Below are 18,144 nucleotides of genomic sequence, written 5' to 3' on the forward strand. Positions count from 1 at the left end.
TCCGTACGTCACGTTCCCGTGCGACGCACCACCCGTCGTACGGGAACGGCCCCGCCCTCGTGCATGATCGGTTCAACAACCACCGATCACCGAGGGACGTGTCGCGTGACCATCTGGGAGATGCTCGCCGTGTTCGTCGCGGGCACCTGCGCCGGGACCATCAACGCCATCGTCGGCTCGGGCACGCTGATCACCTTCCCCGTGCTGCTCGCCACCGGCCTGCCACCCGTCACCGCCACCGTCTCCAACGCACTCGGCCTGATACCGGGCGCCGTCAGCGGAGCCATCGGCTACCGCGCCGAACTCACCGGACAGCGCCGGCGCGTCATGCGCCTGGGCACAGCCGCCGTCTGCGGCGGGCTCTGCGGGGCGATCCTGCTCGTCTCACTGCCCTCGACGGCCTTCGAGACCATCGTGCCGATCCTGGTGAGCCTCGCGCTCGTCCTCGTGATCCTCCAGCCCCGGCTCTCCAAGACCGTCCAGCGCCACCGCGCGCGGAAGAACGTCGTCACGAAGACCGACGGCGGACCGCTCCTCTTCGGCGGTGTCATGGCCGCCAGCGTCTACGGCGGCTACTTCACAGCCGCCCAGGGAATCATCTACATGTCCCTCATGGGCATGCTGATCGACGAGGAGATGCAGCGGCTCAACGCGGTCAAGAACGTCCTCGCCGCCATCGTGAACACCATCGCCGCGATCTTCTTCCTCTTCGTGGCCGAGTTCGACTGGACGGCGGTCGTGCTCATCGCCGTCGGCTCCGCCATCGGCGGCCAACTCGGCGCGAAGGTCGGCCGGCGGCTCTCACCCACCGTGATGCGCACGATGATCGTGGTCGTCGGCACGGTCGCCATCGTCCAACTGGTCACCCGCTGAGCGGACTTCACGCGGACTTCACGCGGACCCCGGGCGGCCCCCGCACGCGACGGCCCGCCTCCGGTGTACGGAGACGGGCCGTCCGGCGACAAACGTGACAACGGCGACGGGGAGGAAAGCACTCAAGGCCTACGCGGCCACACCGGCCCCCGCCAGCCACTGCGGCAGCGCCGACCGCTCACCGGCCCGCAGCGCCAACAGCATCGCGTCGGCCGGCGACGGCACGAACGGCTCGTGCAGCAGCGGCATTCCGGCCTGCTCGGGCGTCCGGTCGGCCTTACGGTGATTGTCCTCGGCACACGAGGCGACCGTATTCAGCCAGCTGTCCGCACCGCCACGCGACCTCGGCAGCACATGGTCCACGGTCGTCGCGCGCCGACCGCAGTACGCGCACCGGTGCTGGTCGCGTATCAGCACCCCGCGCCTCGACCACGGTGCCTGTCTTCGGAAGGGCACCCGTACATACCTGCAGAGCCTGATCACCCGGGGCACCGGCAGATCCACCTGGGCCGCACGCACCCGCAGAGCCGGGTGGGACTGCTCGACGACGGCCTTGTCCTGAAGGACCAGCACCACCGCACGGTTGAGTGTCACCGTCGACAGCGGCTCGAAGCTCGCATTCAGTACCAGCGTGTCCCGCATCCCGCCCACCTCCCGTGTGCCGTCCCGCCGGACGGCGGGCTGGGATCAACTCTGGCCGGGCGCGCCAAGATGGACAACGCAATATCCGCCTATCCGAGTTCCGAGGACGACCCCAATAACCCCCGCAACGAAAAAATGCCCTGCTCTGATCTCTCCAAGACCAGGGCAGGGCAAACAACAGCTGAACGGTCAGCTCTCCGCCGGCACGGCGTACTCACCGACCAGCTGCGCACGCGCGAGCGTGTGGAACCGCAGATTGAAGCCGACCACGGCGGGCGACGCGTCCGAGTCCGGGCCCAGCGTGTCACTGTCCACCGCGTACACCGTGAACACATAACGGTGAGCGGGATCACCCGCCGGGGGAGCGGCACCCCCGAAGTCCTTCGACCCGTAGTCGTTACGGGCGTGCACGGCGCCCTTGGGCAGCCCCTCGAACGAACGGGAACCCGCGCCGGCCGGAAGCTCCGTGACCGACGCCGGGATGTCGAACAGCGTCCAGTGCCAGAAACCACTGCCGGTCGGCGCGTCCGGGTCGAAACACGTCACGGCAAAGCTCTTGGTCTCCGCGGGGAACCCCTCCCACCGCAGGTGCGGCGATGTGTTCCCCGCCGCGAAGACCTGGGCGTCCTTCAGGACCGCACCCGACGTGATGTCGTCGCTCACCACGGTGAAGGACGGCACAGGCGGGTGGAAGTCATGAGGGAGTGGAGCCCTCTTCGCCTCGGTCACTACTGAACCTCCGGATTCGGCTCGGTGCCGCCGGGCCTCGCGGGACCCGGCGGCCTTCCGGAGCCGAGACTACGGCCGTACGGATCTCAGGCCCAGTTGCGACGCCCGCCGACGTCGGCGATCCACTGGTTGAGGTAGGCCGCCCAGTCGGTCCCCTGGAAGTCGTGCAGACCCACCTGGAAGGAGCGGTACGAGTCGCTGCCCTCGGAGAACAGGCCCGGCTTCTTGTCCATCTCCAGAATGACGTCCATCTCGCGGTCGTCCGCGATGAACGTCAACTCGACCTGGTTCAGCCCGCGGTACCGCTGCGGCGGAGCGAACTCGATCTCCTGGTAGAACGGCAGCCGCTGACGCGTCCCGCGGATGTGCCCACGCTCCATGTCCGCGCTGCGGAACCGGAAGTCCAGGCTGATGAAGGCATCCAGGATGGCCTGCTGGGCCGGCAGCGGGTGCACGTTGATCGGGTCCAGGTCGCCGGAGTCCAGCGCGCGGGCGATCTCAAGCTCCGTCGTCACACCGATGTTCATGCCGTACAGCTGCTGCCCGCCGATGCTCGTCACCGGCGTCTCCCACGGGATCTCCAGCCCGAAAGGCACCACGTGGACCGCGCCGGCCTTGACCTCGAAGGCACCGCCGAGACGCTGCTTGACGAACTCCAGGTCCTGCTTGACCTCCTGGTCCCCGCCCTCGACCTCGACGCGGGCCTGGAGACCGACGGAGAGCCCCTCGATCTGCTGGTCGACCGAACCGCCCTGGATACGCACCTCGCCCTGGACGACCCCGCCCGGGACGACGTTCTGCTCGGTCAGCTCGGTCTCGACGGACGCACCGCCGGCGCCCATGCTCGCGAGCAGCCTCTTGAAGCCCATAGTCACTCCTCCTAGATCCTGACCTCTACATACGCGTCACGACCGCGGGCGGTTCCCCCGCTACGCTCGGACGACATGATCGAGCGCCCCGACCGTACGCCGCTGCCCCGTGACTTCTTCAACCGGCCCGTGCTGGAAGTCGCCCCCGACCTGCTGGGCCGAACTCTCCTGCGCCGCACGGCGGAAGGAACGATAGAACTCCGCCTCACGGAAGTGGAGGCGTACGCCGGCGACATCGACCCGGGCTCCCACGCCTACCGTGGCCGCACCGACCGCAACAGCGTGATGTTCGGCCCGCCCGGCCACGCGTACGTCTACTTCACGTACGGCATGTGGCACTGCCTCAACCTGGTGTGCGGCCCGGAGGGCAAGGCGAGCGGTGTACTGCTGCGCGCCGGCGAGGTCCGGGAGGGCGCGGAGCAGGTACGGAAACGACGAGTCTCGGCCCGTAACGACAAGGAACTGGCCAAAGGCCCTGCCCGGTTGGCCACGGGCCTTGACGTCGACCGCGTCCTGAACGGCACCGACGTGTGCACCGGTGGCGACGCGCCCCTGTCGATACTCACGGGTACGCCGCCGCCCCGTGACCAGGTACGCAGCGGTCCGCGCACCGGGGTGGGCGGCGAAGGCGCCCCGCACCCCTGGCGCTTCTGGATCGACGGCGACCCGACGGTGAGCCCGTACCGCGCCCACACTCCGCGCAAACGGGCAACTTGACGCGCCGGGGCGGGACGCCTAATGTAGTCCGAGCCGCTTTGCCCGGGTCTTGCTCTTCAGCAGCCCGAAGCGGCCACCCACTACCTACGATTCACCCCTGACGGGTTCTATTTCGGCATGCCGAAATTCGAACTCGCTCGACCCGATTATGAGTCGCCCGGGGAATCGGTTAACGTAGTGGACATGCCGAAAGGGAAACGCGAAAGCGGATAACCGATTAGGCACTCCCGCTGACTGGGAATCAGGCGCCGAAAGGTTCTGATAGAGTCGGAAACGCAAGACAGCAAGACCGAAGGGAAAGCCCGGAGGGACCCGGAGACGGGACCGAAGGAAGCGTCCGTTCCTTGAGAACTCAACAGCGTGCCAAAAGTCAACGCCAGATATGTTGATACCCCGGCCTGGTCCACCTGTTTGGTGGGTTGGGTTTGGGTTCCTTTGATAGAAACACAGCGAGGACGCTGTGAACACCGGGTCTTATTCCGTCCTGGTGTTCCGCTCTCGTGGTGTCACCCGCGCTCTTCAACGGGCACGGGCAGAGCATTCACGGAGAGTTTGATCCTGGCTCAGGACGAACGCTGGCGGCGTGCTTAACACATGCAAGTCGAACGATGAAGCCTTCGGGTGGATTAGTGGCGAACGGGTGAGTAACACGTGGGCAATCTGCCCTGCACTCTGGGACAAGCCCTGGAAACGGGGTCTAATACCGGATAATACTGTTCCCCTCATGGGGGGTGGTTGAAAGCTCCGGCGGTGCAGGATGAGCCCGCGGCCTATCAGCTTGTTGGTGGGGTAATGGCCTACCAAGGCGACGACGGGTAGCCGGCCTGAGAGGGCGACCGGCCACACTGGGACTGAGACACGGCCCAGACTCCTACGGGAGGCAGCAGTGGGGAATATTGCACAATGGGCGGAAGCCTGATGCAGCGACGCCGCGTGAGGGATGACGGCCTTCGGGTTGTAAACCTCTTTCAGCAGGGAAGAAGCGCAAGTGACGGTACCTGCAGAAGAAGCGCCGGCTAACTACGTGCCAGCAGCCGCGGTAATACGTAGGGCGCAAGCGTTGTCCGGAATTATTGGGCGTAAAGAGCTCGTAGGCGGTTTGTCACGTCGGGTGTGAAAGCCCGGGGCTTAACCCCGGGTCTGCATTCGATACGGGCAGACTAGAGTGTGGTAGGGGAGATCGGAATTCCTGGTGTAGCGGTGAAATGCGCAGATATCAGGAGGAACACCGGTGGCGAAGGCGGATCTCTGGGCCATTACTGACGCTGAGGAGCGAAAGCGTGGGGAGCGAACAGGATTAGATACCCTGGTAGTCCACGCCGTAAACGTTGGGAACTAGGTGTTGGCGACATTCCACGTCGTCGGTGCCGCAGCTAACGCATTAAGTTCCCCGCCTGGGGAGTACGGCCGCAAGGCTAAAACTCAAAGGAATTGACGGGGGCCCGCACAAGCAGCGGAGCATGTGGCTTAATTCGACGCAACGCGAAGAACCTTACCAAGGCTTGACATACACCGGAAAGCATCAGAGATGGTGCCCCCCTTGTGGTCGGTGTACAGGTGGTGCATGGCTGTCGTCAGCTCGTGTCGTGAGATGTTGGGTTAAGTCCCGCAACGAGCGCAACCCTTGTTCTGTGTTGCCAGCATGCCTTTCGGGGTGATGGGGACTCACAGGAGACCGCCGGGGTCAACTCGGAGGAAGGTGGGGACGACGTCAAGTCATCATGCCCCTTATGTCTTGGGCTGCACACGTGCTACAATGGCCGGTACAATGAGCTGCGATACCGTGAGGTGGAGCGAATCTCAAAAAGCCGGTCTCAGTTCGGATTGGGGTCTGCAACTCGACCCCATGAAGTCGGAGTTGCTAGTAATCGCAGATCAGCATTGCTGCGGTGAATACGTTCCCGGGCCTTGTACACACCGCCCGTCACGTCACGAAAGTCGGTAACACCCGAAGCCGGTGGCCCAACCCCTTGTGGGAGGGAGCTGTCGAAGGTGGGACTGGCGATTGGGACGAAGTCGTAACAAGGTAGCCGTACCGGAAGGTGCGGCTGGATCACCTCCTTTCTAAGGAGCACTTCTTACCAAGTCCGCTTGGTCAGAGGCCAGTTCATCGGCGAGTGTCCGGTGCTGGTTGCTCATGGGTGGAACGTTGACTATTCGGCTCTTCCGGTCTTCACGGCCTGTCAGTACTGCCCCCTCTTGGGGGCGTGGAACACAGTCCGGGGGGATGGGGAGGGCCGGGCGCGCTGTTGGGTGTCTGAGGGTGCGGACTTGTTCCGGATCTTCGGGTTGCCGGCCCCAGTGAACTCCACAGTTGTGGGGGTGGTGGGTGGTTGGTCGTTGTTTGAGAACTGCACAGTGGACGCGAGCATCTGTGGCCAAGTTTTTAAGGGCGCACGGTGGATGCCTTGGCACCAGGAACCGATGAAGGACGTGGGAGGCCGCGATAGGCCCCGGGGAGCTGTCAACCGAGCTTTGATCCGGGGGTGTCCGAATGGGGAAACCCGGCAGTCGTCATGGGCTGTCACCTACTGCTGAACACATAGGCAGTGTGGAGGGAACGCGGGGAAGTGAAACATCTCAGTACCCGCAGGAAGAGAAAACAATCGTGATTCCGGGAGTAGTGGCGAGCGAAACTGGATGAGGCCAAACCGTATGTGTGTGATACCCGGCAGGGGTTGCGCATGCGGGGTTGTGGGAGTTCTTTTGACCGGTCTGCCGGCCGGTCGGCGAGTCAGAAACCGTTGGTGTAGGCGAAGGACATGCGAAAGGTCCGGCGTAGAGGGTAAGACCCCCGTAGCTGAAACATTAACGGCTCGTTTGAGAATCACCCAAGTAGCACGGGGCCCGAGAAATCCCGTGTGAATCTGGCGGGACCACCCGCTAAGCCTAAATATTCCCTGGTGACCGATAGCGGATAGTACCGTGAGGGAATGGTGAAAAGTACCGCGGGAGCGGAGTGAAATAGTACCTGAAACCGTGTGCCTACAAGCCGTGGGAGCGTCGCTGGCAGTACTTGTGCTGCCAGTCGTGACTGCGTGCCTTTTGAAGAATGAGCCTGCGAGTTTGCGGTGTGTTGCGAGGTTAACCCGTGTGGGGAAGCCGTAGCGAAAGCGAGTCCGAATAGGGCGTCATAGTAGCGCGCTCAAGACCCGAAGCGGAGTGATCTAGCCATGGGCAGGTTGAAGCGGCTGTAAGAGGTCGTGGAGGACCGAACCCACCAGGGTTGAAAACCTGGGGGATGACCTGTGGTTAGGGGTGAAAGGCCAATCAAACTCCGTGATAGCTGGTTCTCCCCGAAATGCATTTAGGTGCAGCGTCGTGTGTTTCTTGCCGGAGGTAGAGCACTGGATAGGCGATGGGCCCTACCGGGTTACTGACCTTAGCCAAACTCCGAATGCCGGTAAGTGAGAGCGCGGCAGTGAGACTGTGGGGGATAAGCTCCATGGTCGAGAGGGAAACAGCCCAGAGCATCGACTAAGGCCCCTAAGCGTACGCTAAGTGGGAAAGGATGTGGAGTCGCAGAGACAACCAGGAGGTTGGCTTAGAAGCAGCCATCCTTGAAAGAGTGCGTAATAGCTCACTGGTCAAGTGATTCCGCGCCGACAATGTAGCGGGGCTCAAGCGTACCGCCGAAGTCGTGTCATTCCAGCATGTGGGCCAACGCCCGTTGGGATGGGTAGGGGAGCGTCGTGTGCCGGGTGAAGCCGCGCCGGAAGGCAGTGGTGGACGGTTCACGAGTGAGAATGCAGGCATGAGTAGCGATACACACGTGGGAAACGTGTGCGCCGATTGACTAAGGGTTCCTGGGTCAAGCTGATCTGCCCAGGGTAAGTCGGGACCTAAGGCGAGGCCGACAGGCGTAGTCGATGGACAACCGGTTGATATTCCGGTACCCGCTTTGAAACGCCCAGTGTTGAATCCTCTGATGCTAAGACCGTGAAGCCGTTCCGGACCCTTCGGGGAATGGAAAGTGGTGGAGCCGTTGACCCGAGGTGGTAGTAGGCAAGCGATGGGGTGACGCAGGAAGGTAGTCCAGCCCGGGCGGTGGTTGTCCCGGGGTAAGGGTGTAGCCCGAGAGATAGGCAAATCCGTCTCTCATGCGGGGTGAGACCTGATGCCGAGCCGATTGTGGTGAAGTGGATGATCCTATGCTGTCGAGAAAAGCCTCTAGCGAGTTTCATGGCGGCCCGTACCCTAAACCGACTCAGGTGGTCAGGTAGAGAATACCGAGGCGTTCGGGTGAACTATGGTTAAGGAACTCGGCAAAATGCCCCCGTAACTTCGGGAGAAGGGGGCCATTTCTGGTGATGGGTCTTGCACCTTGAGCTGGGGGTGGCCGCAGAGACCAGCGAGAAGCGACTGTTTACTAAAAACACAGGTCCGTGCGAAGCCGTAAGGCGATGTATACGGACTGACGCCTGCCCGGTGCTGGAACGTTAAGGGGACCGGTTAGTCACATTTCGGTGTGGCGAGGCTGAGAACTTAAGCGCCAGTAAACGGCGGTGGTAACTATAACCATCCTAAGGTAGCGAAATTCCTTGTCGGGTAAGTTCCGACCTGCACGAATGGCGTAACGACTTCTCGACTGTCTCAACCATAGGCCCGGTGAAATTGCACTACGAGTAAAGATGCTCGTTTCGCGCAGCAGGACGGAAAGACCCCGGGACCTTTACTACAGTTTGATATTGGTGTTCGGTTCGGCTTGTGTAGGATAGGTGGGAGACTGTGAAGTGGCCACGCCAGTGGTTGTGGAGTCGTCGTTGAAATACCACTCTGGTCGTGCTGGATGTCTAACCTGGGTCCGTGATCCGGATCAGGGACAGTGTCTGATGGGTAGTTTAACTGGGGCGGTTGCCTCCTAAAGGGTAACGGAGGCGCCCAAAGGTTCCCTCAGCCTGGTTGGTAATCAGGTGTTGAGTGTAAGTGCACAAGGGAGCTTGACTGTGAGACCGACGGGTCGAGCAGGGACGAAAGTCGGGACTAGTGATCCGGCGGTGGCTTGTGGAAGCGCCGTCGCTCAACGGATAAAAGGTACCCCGGGGATAACAGGCTGATCTTCCCCAAGAGTCCATATCGACGGGATGGTTTGGCACCTCGATGTCGGCTCGTCGCATCCTGGGGCTGGAGTCGGTCCCAAGGGTTGGGCTGTTCGCCCATTAAAGCGGTACGCGAGCTGGGTTTAGAACGTCGTGAGACAGTTCGGTCCCTATCCGCTGCGCGCGTAGGAGTCTTGAGAAGGGCTGTCCCTAGTACGAGAGGACCGGGACGGACGAACCTCTGGTGTGCCAGTTGTTCTGCCAAGGGCATGGCTGGTTGGCTACGTTCGGGAGGGATAACCGCTGAAAGCATCTAAGCGGGAAGCCTGCTTCGAGATGAGGGCTCCCACCCACTTGATGGGGTAAGGCTCCCAGTAGACGACTGGGTTGATAGGCCGGATATGGAAGCACTGTGAGGTGTGGAGTTGACCGGTACTAATAGGCCGAGGGCTTGTCCTCAGTTGCTCGCGTCCACTGTGTTAGTTCTGAGACAACGAACGACCGTGTTTATATCCGGTGTGTACTCAATTGAATAGAGTGCCTGTTCGCTTAGTGCCGAAATCCCCCTCTGTGCGGGACACGGCCGATAGTGTTTCGGTGGTCATTGCGTGAGGGAAACGCCCGGTTACATTCCGAACCCGGAAGCTAAGCCTTTCAGCGCCGATGGTACTGCAGGGGGGACCCTGTGGGAGAGTAGGACGCCGCCGAACAATCTTTCATGGACCCCTGGTCCAGCGTTCACGCTGGACCAGGGGTCTTTTTGTTTTCTCTGCCTTTCCCTTTGAAGCGCGTCCGATCGCCGGCTGCGTGAGAATGACTGTGGTACCCGAAGACAGGAGCCGTGCCGATGTCCCCCAACTCTCCCGACGACCGTCCGGAGCGCGAATCACGTCGTAGGGACGGTGGTGGTGACCGGAGCGGTTCCCGTGGCGGTCGTGACGACCGTGGTGGTGGCCGTCCCTCCGGCGGCGGTCGTCCCGCCGGCAAGGGCGGTGGTGTCGGTGACTACGTGACCAGGGGCGACAACCGTGGCGGTGGTCGACCGTCCAGCGGTGGTCGTCCCACCGGCAGTTCGGGCGGTGGGGCCCGTGGGCGTGATGAGCGTCCGTCCTTCCGTCGTGAAGACCGGCCGAGTGGTCCGCGTCGGGATCGCGACGACAACAACCGCGGCGGAAGGCCCAGCAGCGCTGGTCGTCCCACCGGGGCCGGCCGTTCCACCGGCGGTGGCCGTCCCACCGGAGGGGGTCGCCCTACCGGTGGCGGGCGTCCCACTGGTGGTGACCGTCCCACCAGTGGTGGATTCCGTGGGCGTGATGAGCGTCCCAGCCGTCCGCGTCGTGATGACGACCGTGGTGACCGTGGCGGTCGTCCGGCCGGTGGCGGGGGCCGCCCCGCCAGTGGTGGTGGATTCCGTGGGCGCGACGAGCGTCCCAGTGGCCCCCGTCGTGATGACCGGGGCGGGCGTGATGAGCGTCCCTCGTTCCGTCGTGAAGACCGGCCGAGTGGTCCGCGTCGGGATCGCGACGACAACAACCGCGGCGGAAGGCCCAGCAGCGGTGGGCGTCCCAGCGGTGGCGGCGGTTACGGCCGGCGTGACGACCGCGAGCGTGGCGGGTACCGCGGGCGGGACGAGCGGGACGATCGCGGGGGTTACGGGCGTCGTGACGACCGGGAGCGCGACCGGGACAGGGAGCCCATCAAGCGGCTGCCGATCCCGGAGGACGTCACCGGCGAGGAGATCGACAAGGCTGTGCGGCAGGAGCTGATGAGCTTGCCCAAGACACTCGCCGAAGACGTCGCCAAGAACCTCGTCATGGTCGCCAACCTCATCGATGAGGACCCCGACCAGGCTTACGCCTACTCGCGCGTGGCGCTGCGGCTCGCCTCCAGGGTCGCCGCGGTACGGGAGGCCGCCGGCTTCGCCGCGTACGCGACGCAGAAGTACGGCGAGGCCCTGGCCGAGTTCCGGGCGGCGCGGCGGATGACGGGGAACGTCGACCTGTGGCCCGTGATGGCGGACTGCGAGCGAGGTCTGGGCCGCCCCGAGCGGGCCCTGACCATGGCCGGTGAGCCCGAGGTGCTGAAGCTCGACAAGGCGGGGCAGGTCGAGATGCGGCTGGTCGCCGCCGGCGCCCGCCGCGACATGGGCCAGATCGACGCCGCCATCGTGACGTTGCAGGGTCCCGAGCTGGGCTCGAACTCCGTACAGCCGTGGTCCGCGCGCCTGCGTTACGCGTACGCCGACGCGTTGCTGTCGGCCGGGCGCGAGGGCGAGGCGCGTGAGTGGTTCGCCAAGGCGCTTGAGGCCGACAAGGACGGTGCCACCGACGCCTCGGACCGTCTGGCGGCTCTGGACGGCGTCCAGTTCGTCGATGTGGACGATGACGATGACGATGACATCGAGTCGGAGCCCGACAGCGACGAGTCCTGATCCGACGATCACCGCACCATGAACAGAGGGCGGCATTCCCACCGGGATTGCCGCCCTCTCTCTTTGTCCTCTTTCTCTTTTTCCTCTTTGTCAGCCGTCCGCGAGGCTCCTCAGCACCAGGCCCGTCGCCGGCTTCGGGCCGAACGAGGTCGACTTGCGCGGCATCGTGACCGCCTGGCGGGCCAGCTCCCGTACGACCTCTTCGCGCACCGGGTGCAGCAGGACGGCCGTACTGCCGTGGCGTTCCGCCTGGTCGACGACGGCTTGTGTGTCGTGGATGTACGAGATGTGATCGGGCGCGTCCGGGATCTTCCAGATGTGGTCGAGCAGCGTGAAGTGCAGCACGGTCGCGTCCAGGGCCCGCCACTCCGCCGGCCGGCCGGCCGGCACCGTATGGGCGAGGAGCGCCGCGTCGGGGCGGTCGACCAGGTGGAAGCGGCCGTCGCCCGCCAGCAGAAAGGCGTTCCCGGGCCCGCCTCCTGCCCCGTCCCCGGCCGCCGTGCCGCCGGTGACCGCTTCGGCCAGGGCCTCCAGGGCTTCCGGCAGCTTCCCGTCGAGCGTGCGGACCCGGAAGGCGCCCGGCGCACCCGGCACGTTCCGCAGCGCCGCCAGCGCGTCCGCGACCGGCAGCCGGTGCAGCAGCCGGTGGATCGCGCGGACCTGGAGGGGATACCGCGCGGTGTCGACCAGCAGGACCAGGCCGTACGCCCAGGGGCCCGCGGCGGACGGCGGGTGTTCCTCGCGCAGCCGCAGATAGGTCGCCCACCGGTGGTGGCCGTCGGCGATGAGCGCCTGACGGTCCGCCAGATCCTTGTTGATCTCGGCCAGTTCGGCGGGATCGGTGACCGACCAGAGGCGGTGGCTGAAGCCGTCCTCCGTGGTGGTGGACAGCAGCGGCCTCCGTCGCACGGCCCGTTCGATGGCGGCGGTCGTGCCGGTCGCGCTGCCCTCACCGCGGTACGTGAGGAGCAGCGGCTCCAGATTGGTGGCGGTCTCCCGCATCAGGGCCGCCCGGTCCTCGACGATGTCCGGCATGACGTCCTCGTGCGGCAGCACGACACCCTCGTCGGGCGTGGACAGGGCCAGGGCCCCGATGACGCCGCGCTGGAGCAGATCGCCGTCGCGCTGCTCGTACACGTACAGCGCCGGTTCCGCGTCCGGGGCGAGGACGCCTTCCGCGAGCCAGCGCCGGAGCGTCTCGGCCGCCTGGCGGTGCCGGTCGGCGGCGGTCGCTGCCTGGGGCAGGATCAGCCGGACGATGTTGTGCGGGTCGGCCGACTCCAGGTGGTGCAGTCCGTCGGGCCGTACGACGACGTCGTACGGCGGCGAGGTCACCGCGGCGAGGCTGCCCACCCGTTCGGGGACGTAGCGCAGTCCGCGGAACGGGATCAGACGGAGACCTTTCCCTGCCGACCCTGTGGTGTTCATCAGGGCATCGTATGCGGGCTCGGGCATGAGCGATGATCGGGGGACGACGTCCGGTCATGGGGCGGAAGAGGAAACGGGAGACTGATGAGTCAGCCGAGCAGGACCAGGCCCGACGGCAGCGCGACGGCGCTCCACGAGGCGTACGACACGGCTCTGCTGGACCTCGACGGGGTTGTGTACGCGGGCGGCGAGGCCATCGACCATGCCGTCGACTCGCTGGTCACGGCCCGGGACGGCGGCATGCGTCTCGCGTACGTCACCAACAACGCGCTGCGGACCCCGGACGCCGTCGCCGCGCATCTGACGGAGCTGGGGGTGCCCGCCGAGCCCGCCGAGGTGATCACGTCGGCGCAGGCGGTGGCGCGGCTGATCTCCGAGCAGGTGCCGGCCGGTGCGCGGGTGCTGGTCATCGGTGGCGAGGGTCTGCGGGTCGCCCTGCGGGAGCGGGGACTTGAGCCGGTGGAGTCGGCCGACGACGATCCGGCGGCCGTGGCGCAGGGGTACGGCGGGCCGGAGCTGGCGTGGGGGCGGTTCGCCGAGGCCGGGTACGCGATCGCGCGTGGGGTGCCGTGGTTCGCGTCCAACACCGACCTGACCATTCCGAGCGCGCGGGGGATCGCCCCGGGCAACGGGGCGGCCGTCGAGGTGGTACGGATCGCCACGGGCGCCGAGCCGCAGGTCGCGGGCAAGCCGCTGCCGCCGATGCACCGGGAGACGGTGCTGCGTACGGGGGCCAAGCGGCCGATCGTGGTGGGGGACCGGCTGGACACCGACATCGAGGGCGCGTTCAACGGTGATGTGGACTCGCTGCTCGTGCTGACCGGGGTGACGGACGGGGCGCAGCTGCTGGCCGCCGAGCCGAGGCACCGGCCGACGTATGTGGACGCGGATCTGCGCGGGTTGCTGACCGGGCAGCCCGAAGTGGCGGTCCGGGACGGCGAGTTCGTCTGCGGCGGGTGGACCGCCGCCGTACGGGACGAGGCGCTGGTGCTCGACGGCGACGGCGTGGCCATGGACGGGCTGCGGGCGCTGTGCGCCGCGGCCTGGGCACACGCCGGGGACGGTTCGTGCGCCCTGGACGGGGGCAAGGCGCTGGCGAAGCTCGGGCTGTAGCCGGGCCCGGCTTCGTGACGCGGGGTGCCCCGGGCCTACGCGTCCTCGCCCGAGCGCAGCAGTTCGTCCTCGGAGGTGCCGCGCCGCCAGTAGCCCGTGAACCTCACCGCCGCGCGGTCGAAGCCGAGTTCGCCGACGAGGTGTCGGCGTACGGCCTTGACGGTCGCCGACTCGCCCGCGAGCCACGCGTACGGCGTGCCGTCCGGCAGGTCGGCCGCGCGGATCGCCTCCTCGGTGGCGGGCGCGGACTCGTCCTGTACGAGCCAGGTGAGGTGCGCGTCGGCCTTGGTGGAGAGCTCCCACCGGTCGGAGGCGTGCTGGAGCGCGATCCACACATGCGCGGGGGTGCCCGGCGGCAGGGACTCCAGGATGCCGGCGACCGCGGGGAGCGCGGACTCGTCGCCGGTCAGCAGGATCCAGTCGGTGCCGTCCGGCGGGCGGAAGTCGTACGCCACGTTCTCCTCGTGGATCGGGGCGAGCACCCCGACCCGGTCGCCGGACCCGGCGTTCAGCGCCCAGCGGGTGGCCGGGCCCTCGTCGGAGCCCGGCGCCACCTCGTGCACGGCGAAGTCGATGTCCAACTCCTGGGGCTCGCGCCGCAGATCGCGCACCGTGTACGTCCGCATGACGCCGCGTACGTCAGGGTCGAGGGCGCGCCACGCGGCCCACCAGTGCCCGTCGTCCGGGCCCGGCATGACGGGGGCGTTCTGCCCCGGCCGCGGCAGGAAGAGCTTCACGCGCTGGTCCCGGCCGCCCGACGCCAGGCGCGCCACGTCGTCGCCGCCGAAGGTGACGCGGACGAAGGAGGGGGAGGGGCGCGTCGTACGCAGCGCGGTCAGGCTGAAGAACTGGAACGGTTCCTCGGTCATCGGGCCAGCCTCTTCGACTTGGTGATGGCAGCGGCGACTTGTTCGACCACGGGTGCGTAACCGGCGTAGCTGTAGCGCTCCTCCATGGACCACGGGGTGATCTGGTCTGCCTTGACGGCGGGCAGCCGGCTCCAGGGGCGCCGCTTGGCGAGTCCGGAGACGGGGAGGAGCGCGCCGATTCCGAGCGCGCCGACTCCGGTGAGCAGCGAACGGCGGGTGAGAACCGGAAGGGGGCTGTTCATCGCGGTGTTTCCTCGTTGCTTCCCTCTTGAGGATCAAGCGTGAGGGTAGGCTAACCTAACCCTCGTGTTGGTCGACAGTCCCCCCGAATCCGAACTGAGCGCGGAGCCCGTACCGCTCACCGTGACCCGTAAGCGCCGTACGCTGCGCGCCGCCGGGCTGCTGGTGTCCGTCGGAGTCCTGCTGCTCGTCTGTGCCGCCGGTATCGCCGTCGGCGCCAAGTCGATCCCGCTCGGCGATGTATGGCATGGTCTGTTCCACGACTCCGGCACCGGCAACGACGTGATCGTCGTCGATGTCCGGCTGCCCCGCACGCTGCTCGGGTTGCTGGTCGGCGCCGCGCTCGGGCTCGCCGGCGCGGTGATGCAGGCGCTCACCCGAAACCCCCTCGCCGAACCGGGACTGCTGGGAGTGAACGCCGGAGCCGCCGCCGCGGTGGTCTCGGCCATCAGCTTCTTCGGCGTCACCTCCATCGGCGGGTACGTGTGGTTCGCGTTCGCGGGCGCCGCGATCGTCTCCGTGGTCGTGTACGCGCTCGGCGGCAGCCGCAGCGCCACCCCCGTACGGCTCGCCCTCGCCGGCACCGCCGCCACGGCGGCGCTCTACGGCTACGTCAACGCCGTGCAGCTGCTGGACTCGGCGGCCCTCGACCGGCTGCGCTTCTGGACCGTGGGGTCCCTGGCATCGGCCGACATGTCGACAGTCGGCAAGGTATGGCCCTTCATCGCCGTCGGCATCCTGCTCGCGCTGCTGATCGCCCGGCCGCTGAACGCCCTGGAGATGGGCGACGACACGGCGAGGTCGCTGGGCGCCCATCTGACCCGTACCCGCGTCCTCGCCATGGTCTGCGTCACGCTGCTGTGCGGCGCGGCGACCGCGGCCTGCGGACCGATCGTGTTCGTCGGGCTGATGGTGCCGCATCTCGTACGGGCCATCACCGGGCCGGACCTGCGGTGGATCCTGCCGTACGCCGCCGTGCTGTCGCCCGTGCTGCTGCTGGGCGCCGATGTGATCGGGCGGGTCGTCGCGCGGCCGGCCGAGGTACAGGTCGGCATCGTCACCGCGATCGTCGGCGGACCCGTCTTCATCCAGCTCGTACGGCGCAAGAGGATGGCCCAGCTGTGAACGTCCGGAACGGCGTACGGACCAGTCCCGTACGGATGCGCCCCGCCCGGGGCGCCACGCGCGCGATCCGCACGACCGGCGGTCTCTCCCTGCGGCTCGACGTCCGCTCCGGCCTCGTCGTCCTGCTGCTCGTCGCCGCCGTCTGCGCGATGTCCGTGATCCTCATCGGACAGGGCGACTTCACGATGTCGCCCGGTGACGTCGTCGCGACCCTGCTCGGAAACGGCACGGCGGCACAGGAGTTCATCGTCAAGGACCTGCGCCTGCCGAGGATCCTGGTCGGCCTGCTCGTGGGTGCGGCGCTCGGCGTCGGCGGCGCGGTGTTCCAGTCCATCTCCCGTAATCCGCTGGGCAGTCCGGACGTGATCGGCTTCGGACAGGGCGCGACCGTCGGCGCGCTGAGTGTGATCGTCCTCCTCCACGGCGGCTCGGCCGCCGTCGCTGGCGGCGCCGTCGTCGGCGGTCTGCTGACAGGCGCGGGAATCTATCTGCTCGCCTGGAAGCGCGGCGTGCACGGCTACCGGCTGGTCCTCATCGGTATCGGTGTCGCCGCCATGCTCACGGCGGTCAACCACTACCTGATCACCAAGGCCAGCCTCGTCGACGCGACGCGCGCCGTGCTGTGGATGACGGGATCGCTCGACGGCCGGGACTGGGCACAGGTCTGGCCGCTGCTCGCCGTCTGCGCCGTACTCATCCCTCTGGCGCTGGTGTACGGACGGCCGTTGCGCATGCTGGAGATGGGTGACGACGCCGCGTACGCGCTCGGTGTACGGGTGGAGCGCACCCGGATCGTGCTGATGGCCGCGGCCGTACTGCTCGTCTCCGTGGCGACCGCAGCGGCCGGCCCCATCACCTTCGTCGCACTCAGCGCGCCGCAGCTCGCGCGCCGGCTGACCCGTGCGCCAGGCCCCAACCTCGGCCCGGCCGCGGCGATGGGAGCTCTGCTGCTGCTGGTCGCCGACTGGACGGCGACGTCGGCGTTCGGCGACCGTCAGCTGCCGGCGGGTGTGGTGACCGGTGTGCTCGGCGGCTGCTATCTGCTCTGGCTGCTGGTCACCGAGCGCAGAGCGGGCCGTATATGAGCGCCGACGTCCCGGCCCGTGGCCCCGCCCCCGCCCCCGCCCCCGCTCCCGCTCCCGCTCCCGTTCGCGTCCCCGTTCCCGTTCCCGTCCCGAGCGTCTCTCCGAGTCTTCCCACCCCCAGGAGTACGACCATGCAGCGCCTCACGGCGGAAACGGTGACCCTCGGCTACGACCAGCGGGTCATCGCCCGCGATCTGTCGGTCGAGATCCCCGACAACTCGTTCACCGTGATCGTCGGCCCCAACGCCTGCGGCAAGTCGACCCTGTTGCGGGCCCTGTCCCGGATGCTCAAGCCGTCCGAGGGCCGTGTCCTGCTCGACGGCGCCGCGATCCACTCCATGCCCGCCAAGAAGGTCGCGCGGACGCTGGGGCTGCTGCCGCAGTCGTCCACCGCGCCGGACGGCATCACGGTCGCCGACCTGGTCGCCCGGGGCCGCTATCCGCACCAGGCGCTCCTGCGCCAGTGGTCCAGGCAGGACGAACGAATAGTCGAGGAGTCGATGGCGTCGACCGGCATCGGCGAACTGGCGGATCGCTATGTCGACGAATTGTCCGGCGGCCAGCGGCAGCGGGTCTGGATCGCCATGGCGCTCGCCCAGCAGACCCCGCTCCTGCTCCTGGACGAGCCCACGACATTCCTGGACATCCAGTACCAGATCGATGTCCTCGACCTCTGTGCCGATCTGCACGAGACCCAGGGCCGTACGCTCGTCGCCGTCCTGCACGACCTCAACCACGCCGCCCGCTACGCCACGCACCTCATCGCGATGCGCGAGGGCGAGATCTACGCCGAGGGGCCGCCGGCCGAGGTCGTGACCGCGGAGCTGGTCGAGCGGGTCTTCGGGCTCCGCTGCCAGGTCATCGACGACCCGGAGACGGGCACCCCGCTGGTCGTCCCCGCCGCGCGCAGGGCGCGGCACACCGTGCCGGTGGGACTGTCCAAGTGAGCTGTACGCGCCGCCCGCCGCGCGCACCGGGCGGCGG

At 66.8% G+C, this 18,144-nt stretch carries 13 protein-coding genes and 3 rRNA genes; 10 read left to right on the plus strand and 6 right to left on the minus strand.

All coding sequences use genetic code 11. The annotated features are described in order from the left end of the window. Positions 1 to 105 precede the first annotated feature (105 nt). Positions 106 to 873 (plus strand): sulfite exporter TauE/SafE family protein, encoded by a 768-nt coding sequence (locus OIE74_RS30630; RefSeq protein WP_329389362.1) that lies wholly within the window; start codon positions 106 to 108, stop codon positions 871 to 873. A 129-nt stretch (positions 874 to 1,002) separates the two neighbouring features. Here OIE74_RS30630 and OIE74_RS30635 read toward each other — a convergent pair whose 3' ends face one another. The 3 genes from OIE74_RS30635 to OIE74_RS30645 all read right to left on the minus strand — a co-directional run bounded on the left by OIE74_RS30635 (position 1,003) and on the right by OIE74_RS30645 (position 3,113). Next, complete coding sequence (locus tag OIE74_RS30635) at positions 1,003 to 1,515, minus strand: HNH endonuclease (protein ID WP_329389365.1); 513 nt, start codon at positions 1,513 to 1,515, stop codon at positions 1,003 to 1,005. A 189-nt stretch (positions 1,516 to 1,704) separates the two neighbouring features. Further along, entirely contained in the window at positions 1,705 to 2,244 is a 540-nt protein-coding gene (locus tag OIE74_RS30640; RefSeq protein ID WP_329389367.1) for a YbhB/YbcL family Raf kinase inhibitor-like protein, read from the minus strand. 86 nt (positions 2,245 to 2,330) lie between these two features. Continuing rightward, complete coding sequence (locus tag OIE74_RS30645; RefSeq protein ID WP_329389368.1) at positions 2,331 to 3,113, minus strand: sporulation protein; 783 nt, start codon at positions 3,111 to 3,113, stop codon at positions 2,331 to 2,333. A 75-nt stretch (positions 3,114 to 3,188) separates the two neighbouring features. Here OIE74_RS30645 and OIE74_RS30650 point away from each other — a divergent pair, with 75 nt between their 5' ends. From OIE74_RS30650 to OIE74_RS30670, 5 genes are all read left to right on the plus strand, one after another. After that, positions 3,189 to 3,830 (plus strand): DNA-3-methyladenine glycosylase, encoded by a 642-nt coding sequence (locus OIE74_RS30650; protein ID WP_329389369.1) that lies wholly within the window; start codon positions 3,189 to 3,191, stop codon positions 3,828 to 3,830. 540 nt (positions 3,831 to 4,370) lie between these two features. Next, positions 4,371 to 5,894 (plus strand): 16S ribosomal RNA (locus OIE74_RS30655). Positions 5,895 to 6,206: 312 nt separating this feature from the next. Beyond that, a 23S ribosomal RNA gene (locus tag OIE74_RS30660) occupies positions 6,207 to 9,328 on the plus strand. A gap of 134 nt (positions 9,329 to 9,462) precedes the next feature. Next, positions 9,463 to 9,579: ribosomal RNA gene (rrf, locus tag OIE74_RS30665) — 5S ribosomal RNA — on the plus strand. Together the 16S, 23S and 5S rRNA genes form the textbook arrangement of a ribosomal RNA operon. Before the next feature lie 1,040 nt (positions 9,580 to 10,619). Then, positions 10,620 to 11,300, plus strand: a complete 681-nt coding sequence (locus OIE74_RS30670) for a hypothetical protein (RefSeq protein WP_329389371.1) — start codon at positions 10,620 to 10,622, stop codon at positions 11,298 to 11,300. Between the two features lie 90 nt (positions 11,301 to 11,390). Here the strand turns inward: OIE74_RS30670 and OIE74_RS30675 are convergent, their stop codons facing one another. After that, positions 11,391 to 12,728 (minus strand): DUF1015 domain-containing protein, encoded by a 1,338-nt coding sequence (locus OIE74_RS30675; protein WP_329389373.1) that lies wholly within the window; start codon positions 12,726 to 12,728, stop codon positions 11,391 to 11,393. An 84-nt stretch (positions 12,729 to 12,812) separates the two neighbouring features. Between OIE74_RS30675 and OIE74_RS30680 the strand changes: the two genes are divergently transcribed. After that, positions 12,813 to 13,841, plus strand: coding sequence for an HAD hydrolase-like protein (locus OIE74_RS30680; RefSeq protein WP_329389375.1), 1,029 nt, complete (start codon positions 12,813 to 12,815; stop codon positions 13,839 to 13,841). 35 nt (positions 13,842 to 13,876) lie between these two features. Here OIE74_RS30680 and OIE74_RS30685 read toward each other — a convergent pair whose 3' ends face one another. Then, positions 13,877 to 14,710 (minus strand): siderophore-interacting protein, encoded by an 834-nt coding sequence (locus OIE74_RS30685; RefSeq protein WP_329389377.1) that lies wholly within the window; start codon positions 14,708 to 14,710, stop codon positions 13,877 to 13,879. Then, a complete protein-coding gene (locus OIE74_RS30690; RefSeq protein ID WP_329389379.1) occupies positions 14,707 to 14,952 on the minus strand; it encodes a hypothetical protein in 246 nt (81 codons plus the stop codon). The genes OIE74_RS30685 and OIE74_RS30690 overlap by 4 nt, the downstream gene beginning before the upstream one ends. A gap of 64 nt (positions 14,953 to 15,016) precedes the next feature. On the opposite strand from OIE74_RS30690, the gene OIE74_RS30695 reads away from it, so the two are divergent. The 3 genes from OIE74_RS30695 (at position 15,017) to OIE74_RS30705 (ending at position 18,107) form a co-directional block, all read left to right on the plus strand. Then, positions 15,017 to 16,075, plus strand: a complete 1,059-nt coding sequence (locus OIE74_RS30695; RefSeq protein WP_443076281.1) for a FecCD family ABC transporter permease — start codon at positions 15,017 to 15,019, stop codon at positions 16,073 to 16,075. Between the two features lie 35 nt (positions 16,076 to 16,110). After that, entirely contained in the window at positions 16,111 to 17,160 is a 1,050-nt protein-coding gene (locus OIE74_RS30700) for a FecCD family ABC transporter permease (protein WP_329392505.1), read from the plus strand. Between the two features lie 131 nt (positions 17,161 to 17,291). Next, positions 17,292 to 18,107: an ABC transporter ATP-binding protein gene (locus OIE74_RS30705; RefSeq protein ID WP_329389381.1), complete on the plus strand. Its 816-nt coding sequence runs from the start codon at positions 17,292 to 17,294 to the stop codon at positions 18,105 to 18,107. Positions 18,108 to 18,144: the final 37 nt, after the last annotated feature.

Origin of the sequence: Streptomyces sp. NBC_01716 (assembly GCF_036248275.1) — a bacterium.
In the GTDB taxonomy this organism is placed as follows: Bacteria; Actinomycetota; Actinomycetes; order Streptomycetales; family Streptomycetaceae; genus Streptomyces.